A 13606-nucleotide genomic window follows, 5' to 3' on the forward strand; every position below is an offset into this window, starting at 1 on the left:
TAGCCTCAGCCCAGTGGCACACCTGCTCGGAGCCGAGGCCGTCCACCTGGCATACCCGACCCAGGTGATCTTCGAATCGGTCACCCTCGGCGTCAACGACGGCGCGCGCATCGGCATCGTCGGGCGCAACGGGGACGGCAAATCCAGCTTGCTGGGCCTGCTCACCGGGCAGGTTCAGCCGGACTCGGGGCGGGTCACCCAGCGCAGCGGCCTGCGGGTGAGCGCGCTCGCGCAGGCGGACACCCTGGATCCCGGGCACACCGTCGGGTGGTCGCTGGTCGGTGACCAACCCGAGCACCAGTGGGCCGGCGACGGCCGGGTGCGCGACGTGGTTGCCGGTCTGGTTTCCGATATCGACTGGGACGCAATGGTTTCCACGCTCAGCGGCGGCCAGCGCCGACGCGTGCAGCTGGCCCAGTTGCTGATCGGCGAATGGGACGTGATCGCGCTGGACGAACCCACCAATCACCTGGACATCGAGGGCATCACCTGGCTGGCGGGTCACCTCAAGCAGCGGTGGGCACGCAACAGCGGCGGTCTGCTGGTGGTCACCCACGACCGCTGGTTCCTGGACGAGGTGGCCACCACCACGTGGGAAGTGCATGACGGCATCGTCGAACCGTTCGAAGGTGGCTATGCCGCGTACGTGCTGCAGCGGGTGGAGCGCGACCGTCAGGCCGCGGCGTCGGAGGCCAAACGGCAGAACCTGATGCGCAAGGAACTCGCCTGGCTGCGCCGCGGCGCCCCTGCGCGCACTTCCAAGCCCAAGTTCCGCATCGAGGCGGCCAACCAGTTGATCGCCGACGTCCCACCGCTGCGCAACACCGTCGAACTGGCCAAGCTCGCGACAGCCCGGCTGGGCAAGGACGTGATCGACCTGTTGGACGTCTCGGTCTGCTACGACGGGCGCCCGGTGCTCCGCGATGTCGAGTGGCGGATCGCCCCGGGCGAACGCACCGGGATCGTCGGAGCCAATGGCGCCGGCAAGTCCACCCTGCTGGGGTTGCTCGCCGGCACCGTCCAACCCGACAGCGGGCGCGTCAAACGCGGCAAGACGGTCCGCCTTGCGGTGCTGGATCAGCAGGGTGACGAGCTGACCGCGATGGCCGGGGAGCGCATCGCCGACGTGCTCGGACGGTTGCAGAGCGGCTACGAGGTCGAGGGCCGCGAGATGACCCCGACGCAGTTGCTCGAGCGGCTGGGCTTCGGCTCCGGACAGCTCTCGGCGCGCATCGGGGAGTTGTCCGGCGGCCAGCGCCGACGCATGCAATTGATGCTCACGCTGCTCTCGCAGCCGAACGTGCTGCTGCTCGACGAGCCCACCAACGATGTCGACACCGACATGCTGACCGCTACCGAGGACCTGCTGGACTCCTGGGCGGGCACCCTGATCGTCGTTTCGCACGACCGCTACCTGCTCGAACGCGTCACCGACCAGCAATACGCGATCCTGGACGGCCGGTTGCGTCACCTGCCGGGCGGCATCGACGAATACCTCGCCCTGGCACACCGGTCACCCGCCAGACCGACGGCGCCGGCCCCGAACCCGGTCGCGCAGCAGGCGATGTCGGGGGCGCAGCGGCGGGCCACCGAGAAGGAACTGGCCTCCGTCGACCGGCAGCTGGCCCGCCTCGCTGACCGGATCGAGGCCAAGCACACCGAACTCGCCGAACACGACCAGTCCGACCACGTCGGCGTCACGCGATTGACCAGGCAATTGCGCGAACTCGAGGATGAGGTCGCCGCCGTCGAGGCCCAGTGGCTGGAGTTGTCGGAGGCCCTGGAATGAAGGCGGTGTCGTACCCGCCCGGTGAGGCATTGCTGGCGGCATACCGGCGCCGGGGCCCGGTGATCAACGCCGGCATCGGTAGCCACGGCTTCGTCTATCTGCTTGGGCCGGAGGCGAACAAGTTCGTGTTCGCCAACGCCGATGCGTTCAGCTGGCGGGAGACCTTCGAGACGCTGGCGCCGGTGGACGGACCGACCGCGCTGATCGTCAGCGACGGCGAAGACCACCGCCGCCGGCGCAGCGTGGTGGCACCGGGACTGCGCCACCGCCAGGTTCAGGAATACGTGCACACCATGGTGCGCTCCGTGGACGCCATGATCGACGACTGGCGTCCCGGCCAACGCCTGGACATCTACCAGGAATTCCGCTCAGCGGTGCGGCGCAGTACCGCGGAGAGCCTGTTCGGTTCCCGGATGGCGGCGCATTCGGATTTCCTTGGCGCCCAATTGCAGCCGCTGCTGGACCTGACCCACTACCTGCCCCAGGTGATGACCGTGCAACGGCGGCTCAACTCCCCCGGTTGGCGACGCGCGATGGCCGCGCGGGCTCGTATCGACGAGTTGATGGACGCCGAGATCGCCGATGCCCGCGCCCGGCCGCGACCTGACGACCACCTGCTGACGACCCTGTTGCAGGGGCGATCTGATGAAGGGCAGACGCTGTCCGACAATGAGATTCGCGACCAGATCGTGTCGATGATCACGGCGGGTTTTGAAACGACGAGTGGCGCGCTGGCGTGGGCCGCCTACCTGCTGCTGACGGTGCCCGGCGCCTGGGCCACTGCCGCCGCCGAACTCGACCGGGTGCTGACCGGCGGGGTGCCGACGGCGGCTGACCTGCCCGCTCTGACCTACCTCAACGGCGTTGTGCACGAAACGCTTCGGCTGTACCCGCCGGGGGTCATCTCCGCCCGTCGGGTGGTGCGCGAGTTGCGATTCGACGGACACCGGATCCCGGCGGGCCGGATGATCATCTTCAGCGCCTACGTCACCCACCGGATTCCCGAATTATGGTTGCAGCCAACGCAATTCCGTCCGCAACGGTGGGACCCGAGCGCGCCCGACTACCGCAAACCCGCGCCGCACGAGTTCATTCCGTTCAGCGGCGGCCTGCACCGGTGCATCGGCTCGGTGATGGCCATCACCGAGATGACGGTGATGCTGGCCCGGCTGGTCGCCCGGACCACCCTGGAGCTGCCCGGTCAGCGCATCCGGGCCGCCAACTTCGCCTCACTCAGTCCCAAGCCGGGCCTGACAGTGCACGTGCGCGAGTCAGTGCCAGCGCAGTAGCACGAGTTCGGCGCAGAACCCGGGACCCATCGCCAACATCAACCCGGGACTCCCACTGGGCGGCCGCTTCTCGATGGTGTCGCGCAGGATGTGCAGCACCGACGACGAGGACAGATTGCCGATCTCGCCGAGGGAACGCCAGGTCAGCTCGAGCGCTTCCGGCGCGAGCTCCAGCGAGCTGGTGATCGCGTCGATCACCTTCGGTCCACCGGGGTGGCTCACCCAGGTGCCGATGTCATCGCGGGTCAGGTCGTGCATGGCGAGGAATCCGTCGACGTCGGCCGGCAGGTGCGCTTCGATCAGGCCGGTGAGGTCCGGGGACAGCCGCAGTTGCAATCCGTGCGATCCGACGTCCCAGCCCATGATGTCCAGCGATTCGGGGTACAGGCGGCTACGCGAATCGATGATGGTGGGTCCGGTGGCCCGAATCTGTTCCGCGCGGCGGTCACCGACCGCGACGACGGCGGCGGCGCCGTCCCCGAAAAGTGCCGTTCCGATCAGGCCGGAGACCGTGGGTTGGACCGCTGGGTAGGTCAGCGAGCACAGCTCGACGGAGATCAGCACCGCGACGCCGTCGGGAGCACCGCGCAGGTAGTCGTGCAGGCGCGCCACGCCCGCCGCGCCGGCCACACAGCCGAGGCCGAACAGCGGCATCCGGCGAACGTCGGGTCGCAGCCCGAGCCGCCCCGCGATACGCGCGTCCAGCGACGGAACGGCGACGCCGGTCACCGTGGTGGTGGCGATCATGTCGATGTCCTGCGGCTGTAGTCCCGCCTCGTCTAGAGCACCCATCAAGGCCTCGATGCCGAGGTCAACGGCCTTGTCGATGAAGATCTCGTTGGCGTCGCCGAAGTCGTTGAGGGACGGGTAGCGCTCCAGCGGCAGCACGAAGTGGCGATTGTTCACCTTGGCGGACTTGTGCAGCCGCCGAACGATCTCTTCGTGCTCCTTCAACCCCGGGAACTCGACGAACAGATCGGTGATCTCACTCTGGCTGTATCGGTGTGGTGGCAACGCACCGAAGACCCCGGCGATGACGCTCATTGACCCTGCCTCATTCAGTTACTCGTCGGACGGCCCACCCCGAAAAGACTCCCAAATTCCGCAGTTTAGTTCGCCGTCCGCAATGCCGCAAAGACGGTGATATTCGACACTTGTCTTATTGTGTGAGAAACATTTGTTCGCGACACCTGTTGTCAGCCATTATCATCGTCGCCATCCAGTGTCATCGCGATTAGCGCGTCCGGGCTCAGCGAGTCGATTACCCCATCGCTGTCGACCACTTCTGACGTGGTATTTTCCGGATTTCCGGCCAGCAACAGCAGTTTGTCGAGTAATCCGGTGCGGCGTAGCTCGCTGATTGGAATCGTGTGCAGTAACGACCAAATCCCGGCGTCACCGGATTCGGCGTGGTTGCCGCCTGACAGTTGTTGCGCCAGATGCGTGGCCAGCCCGATTGGGGTGGGATAGTCGAAAATCAGGGTGCGCGATAGTGACAATCCGGCCAAAACGCTCTCGGTTTTCAGCCGATTACGCAGTTCGACACCGCTCATCGAGGTGAAGCCGAGGTCTTCGAAGGCCCGGCCGGCTTCGATGTCGCCGCCGCCGGCGTGTCCCAGCACGACGGCCGCGTGGTGGCACACCAACTCGACGAGTCGGCGACGCTGATCTTCCGGATCGAGGTCGTGCAGCCGCTCCGAATCGGGGGCCGCGACCGGGGTGGGGTCCGCGGTGCCCAACCAGAAGCGTCGCCGCGCGAACCCGTACGTCGGTAGGTCTACCCGCCGCGGTTCCAATCCGTCGAATGTGGCGGCCCAGTGCACGTCGACTCCGCTGGTGAACAGTTTCCCAGCCGCAGTGAGGACGGCATCGACCTCGGCCTCGGCGAGAGAGTCCGTCAGAGTGGGAACCGAGGCGTCCTGGTCGGCCGTCAGACCGGCGGCCGGGCCCACCTCGACGAACGTGCCGCCGCCCAGACCGGCTGCCGCCCTGAGTCCGTCGGCGAACCGCACCGGTCTGCGCACATGATCGACCCAGTACCGCGCCGATCCGTAGCCCCCGGCGGCCGGCTCGCCGGTGACGTTGGAGATCAAGCTGATTCGCGGCTCCGACGCGGTGAGGCCGGCGAGGGACGTCAGGAAGTCATCAAGGACCGGCTCCATCAGGGCCGAGTGAAACGCATGCGACACCGCAAGCCGCTGTACCCGGCGGCCCTGCGCCGCCAAGCGCTCTGCCACCGCGCCGACCGCGGCCCGCGCTCCGGAAAGGACCACCGCGTCCGGTGCGTTCACGGCCGCCAGGCTGACGCCCTCCCCCAGCAGCGGCGCCACCTCAGCTTCCCCGAGGGCAACCGCGACCATCACCCCACCCTCGGGCAGCCCGGCCATCAACCGGCCGCGAACAGCCACCAGCCGCGCGGCGTCCGGCAGGGTCAATACCCCGGCCAGGTGGGCGGCGGCGATCTCCCCTACCGAGTGACCCAGCACCACATCCGGCCTCACCCCCCAGGAGTGCAACAGCGCGGACGTGGCCAGCTGCACCGCGAACAAGCCCGGCTGAGCGAACTCGGTACTCTGCAGCAACGTCTGGTCGCGGCCCCAGATCACCTGTCGCAGCGGCGATGTCAAGTGTGGGTCCAGGGCGGCGACGACCTCGTCGAAAGCGGTCGCGAACGCCGGGAACCGGTCGTGCAGCTGCCGGCCCATGCCCAGGTACTGCGAGCCCTGCCCGGGAAAGACGAAAACCGTCTTGCCGGGCACCCCGGCCCGGCCGACCACCGAACCCGATCCCGTTGCGCCGCAGGCCAGACCGGACAGCGCCGCCGCCATCTGTTCGCCGCCGGAGCCGACCACGACGGCCCGATGCGCGAATTGCGTGCGGGTGGTCGCCAAAGACCAGCCCACGTCGGCGATCCCGCGCCCGCCGGCGTGGGTGGCAAGGCGACCCGCCTGATTGGCCAGCGCTTCGGGCGAGCGCGCGCTGAGCACCCACGACACGGTCACGGCGTCAGCGGGCGCCGCCGCCGGTTCCGAGACGGGAGACTGCTCCACGATCACATGGGCATTGGTGCCGCCCATACCGAACGACGAGACCCCGGCACGGCGGAACGCGGACCCCCACGGTGTCAGCGTGTCGTTGACGCGCAAGCCCAGCGGCGCCAGCTCGAGACCAGGCGTAGCGAAGTTGAGACTTGCTGGAATGAAACCGTTTTCGATGGACAGCACCGTTTTGATCAGGCCGGCCACTCCCGCCGCGGCGCCGGTGTGGCCGATGTTCGTCTTGACGGACCCGATAGCCACCGGGTGAGCCGCGCCGAAAACCGCGCCCAAGGCTCTGGCCTCCACCGGGTCACCGACCTGGGTTCCGGTTCCATGAGCTTCGACGTAATCGATGTCGCCGCGGCTGAGGCCGGCGCCGGCCAGCGCCCGCTGGATGACGTCTGCCTGGGCGGCGACCGAGGGCACGGTCAGACCGGCTCCGCCGTACCCGGCATTGCCGACGGCGCTGCCTGAGATGACGGCGTGGATGCGGTTGCCGTCGCGCACGGCGTCGCTGAGTGGCTTGAGCAGGACCAGGCCGGCACCCTCACCGCGCACGTATCCGTCGGCCCGCCGGTCGAATGCGTACGTGTGCCCGGACGGTGACAGCGCACCGAATTCCCGTTCCAATACGGCGGATTCGGCCGCCAGGTTGAGATGAATGCCACCGGCGATCGCCATGGTGTAATCGCCCGCCCGCAGACCCGCGCAGGCTTCGTGGACGGCAACGAGGGATGACGATTGACCGGAGTCCACGGTCATACTGGGCCCGCGCACGCCGAAGACGTATGAGACCCGGTTTGCGATCATCCCGCGGCTCAGGCCGGCGAAGGCATGGTGGTCGACCGGATCGCTGTCCGGCCGCACCGTCAGCAGCGCGTAGTCGTCGCTCATTGCCCCGAGGTAGACGGCGATCTGCTCACCACGCAGCCTGTCGGGCACCAGGAACGCGTCTTCGAACAGTTCCCAGGTCAGCTCCAGGGCAAGTCGTTGCCGCGGATCCATCGCACTGGCTTCGCGGGGCGACAGGTTGAAAAACTCGGCATCGAAATCGGCTACCTCAGAGAGGGGTTCGATGACCTCACGTCCCTCGCGCAGCAGCGCCCAGAACTCGCGCGGGTTGGCGGCCCCGGGGAATCTGCACGCAACACCGATGATGGCGATGTCAGTCGGTTGCACGGCGGCCTACGGGGTGAAGTCGTCGTCGAGAAGTGCCGCTAGCTCGCTGCTGCTGATACTCGCGGATTGGTCGGGGGCGGACGTCAGGTCGGCGACGAGGGCGCGAAGCTTGGTCGCGATCTGGACTTTCTCCTCGGCGGTCAACTCGGGCTGGTGGACCAGGGCGTCGAGTTCGCTGCTGATGTCGTTGAAGCGGTCCAACGGGTTCGGTTGCTCGCTGGGTGCCGGCGCACTGGTGGCCAGCTGATCCGCGAGGTATTCGGCCAGCGCGGCGGGGGTCGGGTAGTCGAAGATCAGGGTGGGCGACAGCGTCAACCCGGTCGCGGCCTTGAGGCGGTTACGCAGCTCGACGGCAGTCAGTGAGTCGAACCCGAGTTCCTGGAAGGCCCGTTGGCCGTCGATGTCGACGGCACTGCTGTGGCCCAGAACCGTTGCGGCGCTTGTTGATATCAACTCGGTCAGGGCCCGCTGACGCTGCTCGGGTGGTAGCGTGTGCAGCCGCTCCACCATGCCGGCGGCCGCCGCGGAGGTGTCGGCGGCATCGATGACGCGCCGGCTGGGGCGCGTGACCAGCTCATGCCAGAGCGGTGGCAGGTCGGCCTCGCTGGTCAGGGCGGTGGTGTTCAGCCGGGCGGCCACGGCCACCGGGTGATCGTCGAGCAGGGCAGCATCGAGCAACGCGAGTGCCTGGTCGGTCGGCAGGGGCGACAATCCGACCTGCTTCATCCGGGCAAGGTCCCGTTCGCCGAGGTGCCGAGTCAGCGCGCTGACCTCTTCCCACAGGCCCCACGCGATCGAGTTGGCGGGGAGGCCCTGTTCGCGGCGATAGCTCGCCAGCCCGTCCAGGAAGGCGTTGGCCGCGGCGTAATTGCCCTGCCCCGGACTGCCTACGATGCCGGCGAGCGACGAAAACGTGACGAAAGCAACCAGATTCGACCGGCGGGTGAGCTCGTGCAGATTCCACGCACCGTTTACTTTGACCCGGAGTACCGCGTCGAGCCGCTCGGGGGTCAACGAGGTGATGACCGTGTCGTCGGTGACGCCGGCAGCATGGAACACGCCCTTCAAGGGGAACTCATCCGGTATCTGCTCGAGCATCGCGGCGGTGGCGGCCCGGTCGGTGATGTCGCAGTCCGCGACCGTCACCTGCGCCCCGGCCTGTTCCAGGGCGGCCACCAGTTCGTCCGCACCGTCCGCCCGTCGACCGGATCGGCTGGCCAGCACCACATGCGCCACTCCGTAGCGGTCCACCAGGTGCCGGGCCACCGCCGCACCGGCCATTCCGGTACCACCGGTGATCACCACCGAGGCACCGGTGAGCGGCGACTGCGCGCCCGCAGGCCCGTTCGGCACCGTCAGCACCACCTTGCCCACGTGGCGGGCCTGGCTGACGAATCGATACGCCTGCTGCACTCGTCGCACATCGAAAACCGTGATGGGCAACGGTTTCAGCGCTCCGGCGCGCATCAATCCCAGTATCTCGTCGTACATCTGCGCCATCAGGTCGGGTCCGGCCTCGAACAGGTCGAACGCCTGGTAACGAACCCCGCGATGCTGTGTAGCGACGACTTGCGGGTCGCGGACATCGGTCTTGCCCATCTCCAGGAACCGTCCGCCCGGGGACGTCAGCCGCAATGACGCGTCCAGGAACTCGCCGGCCAGCGAGTTGAGCACGACGTGCACCCCGTCGCCGCGAGTGACCGCCCGGAACTTCTCCTCGAAGTCCAAGGTCCGGGAATCGCCGATGTGATCGTCGTCGAAACCCATGGCCCGCAACGTATCCCACTTGCCCTGGCTGGCCGTGGCGAAAACTTCACACCCCCAGTGCCGCGCCAACTGGATCGCGGCCATGCCCACCCCGCCCGCACCGGCGTGAACCAGCACCCGCTCACCGGCCCGGAGTCCACCCAAGATCGACAGGCCGTAGAGCGCCGTCAAGAACACCACCGGCACGCTGGCGGCGGTGGCCAACGACCAGCCCGCCGGTACCCTCGTCACGATCCGCTGATCCACGACCGCTTCGGACGCCGCCGCGCCCAGTTGACCCATCACGGCGTCGCCGACCGACAACCCGGTGACACCGGGGCCCACCTCCACGACCACCCCGGCACCTTCGACGCCGAGGTCCGCGGAACCGGGATACATGCCCAGTGCCAGCATCACGTCGCGGAAGTTGACGCCTACCGCCCCCACCGCAACCCGGACCTGTCCCGCGCCGAGTTCCATCCGCTCACAGGGCCGGGCGGTCAGCTCCTCCAGCGTCCCCCCGGCTCCGGCGCCCAACCGCCACAAGTCCTCCGGCAGTTCCAGCACCGATGAGGACGCGCGCACCAGTCGAGCGCCGTACACCGTGCCCGACCGCACGATCAGTTGCGGCTCCCCGCGCCTCAGCGCCTCCCCGACCGGCACCGAGTCGTCGGAATCGATCAGCACGATCCGGCCCGGGTGCTCGGCCTGAGCCGAACGCACCAGGCCCCACACCGCCGCGCCCGCCAGGTTCGACACTGCCTCGTTGGCCAGTGCTGCCGCACCACGCGTCACCACGGCGAGCACACCGTCGGAGCTCAGATGCTCCTGCAGCGCCCGCAATGTCCGGTGCGCGGCATCCGACACCGCCCCGGGCAGGTCCGCATCCGACTGCGGCGTCCAGACCGACTTCACGGTGATGGTGTCATTACCGTTGTGCGGCAACGGTGTCCACATCACCTCGAGCAGCCCGTCGCCCGGTTTGGCACCCACCGGCGCCGCGGCCAGCAACGCCTGCTCGGAGACCGCGCGCACCACCAACTCCCGCACGGACAGCACCGGCAGGCCCGAAGAATCGGCCAGCTCCACCGAGACCGAACCGTCGCCGGTGGGAGCCAGGCGAACCCGCAGCCGAGACGAGCCCGCGGCATGCAGCGTCACCCCCTGCCAGGAGAACGGCAATGCCAGCTGCTCTCCGCCCTCCACCAGTCCCCACGCGTGCAGCGCGGCATCCAGTAGCGCGGGGTGAATTCCGAAGCGCCGCACGTTCACCCCTTCGGGCGCGGCCACCTCGGCGAAGACCTCGCGTCCGCGCCGCCACACCGCCCGCACACCCTGGAACGCCCGCCCGTAGCCGTAGCCGCGCGCTGCCAGCTGCTCGTACACCCCCGAAACGTCGACTGCCCGCGCGCCTACCGGAGGCCAGGCCGACAGATCCGCTCCGCCCCGGAGGGTGCCGGGGCCGAGGACGCCCTCGGCGTGCAACACCCACGAATCCGCTTCCTTTGCAGCCGAATACACCCAGACGCCGCGGCGTCCGGTGTCATCGGCCGCCGCGACTACCACCTGTACCGGCACCGCGCCGCCGGCCGGTAACACCAACGGGGCCAACAGGGTCAGCTCCTCGATGACCGGGGCGCCGGCCTCGTCGCCAGCCCGCAGCACCAGCTCCACGAACCCGGCGCCCGGATAGAGCACCACCCCGCTGACGACGTGATCGGCCAACCACCCTTGCACCGCGGGTGAGAGCGAACCGCTCAACACCACACCACCGACATCGGGCCGTTCCACCACCACACCCAGCAGCGGGTGTCCACTGCCGGCCAGGCCTACCGTGGCCAACTGGGCCGGTCCCACACCCAGTTCGGCCAACCAGAAGTGCTGACGGGCAAAGCCGTAGGTCGGCAACCCCACCCGCTGACCTCCGAGGCCGGCGAACGCCTCGCGCCACTGCACGCCGACACCGGCGGTGAACAACCGGCCGAGAGCGACCAACAGCGAATCGACTTCGGGACGGTCTTTGACCAGCAAGGTAGCCGCCACCGGCTCCGCCGCCAGGGACTGCTCGGCCAGGGTCATCAGTCCGCCGCTGGGTCCGGCCTCGACGAAGGCCTTGGCCCCCAACGATTCCGCCAGGCGCACGCTGTCGGCGAACCGCACCGGCTCGCGCACGTGCTCAGCCCAGTAGTCAGCGGACCCGTACCCGGGTCCGGCCAGTTGACCGGTGACGTTCGACAGCAGGCTGATCCGCGGCGGCGACACGACCATCCCGGCGAGTGCCGCCGCGAACTCCGTGAGGATGGGTTCCATCAGTGCCGAATGAAACGCGTGGGAGACGGCGAGCCGGTGCACCCGCCGGCCACGGGCGGCCAGGGCCTGCACAGCCGCGTCCACCGCGGCCTGCTCACCCGAAACCACCACCGATTCAGGCGCGTTCACGGCGGCGATGCCGGCACCGGGTCCCAGCTCGGCGAGCGCCTCCGCCTCACTGGCCGCCACCGCGACCATCACACCGCCGGCCGGCAGCGCGGCCATCAGGCGCCCGCGCACCGCGACCAGCCGCGCCGCATCCTCGAGTGAGAGGACCCCGGCCACGTGTGCGGCCGCGATCTCGCCGACCGAGTGTCCGAGCACCAGATCGGGGACCACATCCCAGGATTGCAGCAGCGCCGCCAACGCCACCTCGACGGCGAACAGCGCCGGCTGGGCGAACTCGGTGCTCTCCAGCAGCGCGGCGTCGGTACCCCAGATGACCTGTTGCAGCGGCAGCCTGAGGTGACCGTTCAGTGCGTCGGTCGCCGCGTCGAAGGCCTTGGCGAAGACCGGGAACCGCTCATGCAGCGCCCGGCCCATGTCCAGGTATTGCGCGCCCTGCCCCGGGAATACGAATGCCGTCTGGCCCACCGGACGGGTCCGGCCCACCGCGACGTCCCCGGACGGCTGGCCGGCGACCAGGCCCGCCAGCGCCTCCTGAAACTGTGCGCGTTCGGTACCTACCACCACGGCCCGATGCTCGAACAGCGAACGGGTGCTCACCAGCGACCAGCCCACATCCAGGGGACGGACTTCCGCGTCGGAGCGGATGTGCGCCAGCAGCCGCCGGGCCTGATTGGCCAGGGCGGCCGGCGAGCGTGCCGACAGCACCCACGGGACCGGACCGGTGAACGGTTCCGGGGCAACGGCTTCCGGTGCCGGAGCCTGCTCCAGGATGACGTGCGCGTTGGTGCCGCTGATTCCGAAGGACGAGACACCCGCCCGCCGCGGCCGGCCGGGCGCCGGCCACGGCCGCGCCTCGGTGAGCAACGACACCGCTCCCGCCGACCAATCCACGTGCGGGGTGGGCGCATCCACGTGCAACGTCTTCGGCATCACCCCGTGCCGCATCGCCAGCACCATCTTGATCACCCCGGCCACCCCCGCCGCCGCGGACGAATGACCGAGGTTGGACTTGATCGAGCCCAGCCACAGCGGTTCCTGACGATCCTGGCCATACGTCGCCAAGATCGCTTGCGCCTCAATCGGATCGCCGAGCATGGTCCCGGTCCCGTGGCCTTCGACCACATCGACATCGGCCACGCCGAGGCGCGCGCTGGCCAGCGCGGCCCGGATCACCCGCTGCTGGGACGGCCCGTTCGGCGCGGTGAGGCCGTTGGAGGCGCCGTCCTGATTGACCGCCGAACCACGCACCACCGCCAACACCTCATGGCCCAGCCGTTGCGCATCGGCCAGCCGCTCCACCACCAGGACCCCGGCGCCCTCGGCCCACGACGTGCCGTCCGCCGCGGCCGCGTACGCCTTGCAGCGGCCGTCGGCGGCCAGCGCGCGCTGCCTGCTGAATTCCACGAATCCACCGGGCGTGGCCATCACGGTGACCCCGCCCACCAGCGCCAGATCACACTCGCCGGAACGTAACGACTGCGCGGCCAGGTGCAGCGCCACCAGCGACGACGAACACGCCGTGTCCACCGACACCGCCGGGCCCTCCAGACCCAGCACGTAGGCCACCCGGCCCGACGCCACACTCAGCGTGGAGCCGGTGAGACCGTAACCCTCCAGCTCACCCTTGACTTCGCCGCCGTAGCCGGCGTGGATCACCCCGGCGAACACGCCGGTGGCGCTGCCCCGCAACGAGGTCGGATCGATGCCGGCCCGCTCCAGCGCTTCCCACGACACTTCGAGCAGCACCCGCTGCTGGGGATCCATGGCGAGAGCTTCGTTGGGCCCGATACCGAAGAACCCGGCATCGAAGTCGCCGGCGTCTTGGAGAAAACTGCCCCGCCGGGTATAGGTCTTCCCGAGCGCATCGGGGTCGGGGTCATACATCCCCTCGACATCCCAGCCGCGGTCCGCCGGAAAGTCTGCGACGCCGTCGCGACCGTCGATCAGCAACTGCCACAGGGCTTCCGGGGAATCCGCACCACCGGGGTAACGGCAACTCATGCCCACCACGGCTACCGGCTCGGCGAGCCTCTCCTCCAACTCGGACAGGCGCCGCCGGGTGCGGCGCAGGTCCGCGGTCAGGCGTTTCAGGTAGTCAACCTGCTTGGTGGCGTCCACTGATGTTC

At 68.9% G+C, this 13606-nt stretch carries 5 protein-coding genes; 2 read left to right on the plus strand and 3 right to left on the minus strand.

Features of this window, described 5'->3' with window-relative positions; translation table 11 throughout:
- The first annotated feature begins 13 nt into the window (after positions 1 to 13).
- Both ACNQS7_RS04695 and ACNQS7_RS04700 read left to right on the plus strand, forming a co-directional pair.
- Complete coding sequence (locus ACNQS7_RS04695; RefSeq protein WP_418011638.1) at positions 14 to 1789, plus strand: ABC-F family ATP-binding cassette domain-containing protein; 1776 nt, start codon at positions 14 to 16, stop codon at positions 1787 to 1789.
- Between the two features lie 5 nt (positions 1790 to 1794).
- Complete coding sequence (locus ACNQS7_RS04700; protein ID WP_418011639.1) at positions 1795 to 3078, plus strand: cytochrome P450; 1284 nt, start codon at positions 1795 to 1797, stop codon at positions 3076 to 3078.
- Here the strand turns inward: ACNQS7_RS04700 and ACNQS7_RS04705 are convergent.
- The 3 genes from ACNQS7_RS04705 to ACNQS7_RS04715 form a co-directional block, all read right to left on the minus strand.
- Entirely contained in the window at positions 3061 to 4122 is a 1062-nt protein-coding gene (locus ACNQS7_RS04705) for a type III polyketide synthase (protein WP_418011640.1), read from the minus strand. The genes ACNQS7_RS04700 and ACNQS7_RS04705 overlap by 18 nt on opposite strands.
- A gap of 152 nt (positions 4123 to 4274) precedes the next feature.
- On the minus strand, positions 4275 to 7295 hold the full coding sequence (locus ACNQS7_RS04710; RefSeq protein ID WP_418011641.1) for a type I polyketide synthase: 3021 nt from the start codon (positions 7293 to 7295) through the stop codon (positions 4275 to 4277).
- 6 nt (positions 7296 to 7301) lie between these two features.
- The gene (locus ACNQS7_RS04715) at positions 7302 to 13598 is read right to left on the minus strand and encodes an SDR family NAD(P)-dependent oxidoreductase (protein WP_418011642.1); all 6297 of its coding nucleotides are present in this window, start codon (positions 13596 to 13598) and stop codon (positions 7302 to 7304) included.
- Positions 13599 to 13606 lie beyond the last annotated feature (8 nt).

The sequence above is a fragment of the Mycobacterium sp. 23 genome, from assembly GCF_048287075.1.
GTDB classification, from domain to species: domain Bacteria; phylum Actinomycetota; class Actinomycetes; order Mycobacteriales; family Mycobacteriaceae; genus Mycobacterium; species Mycobacterium gordonae_B.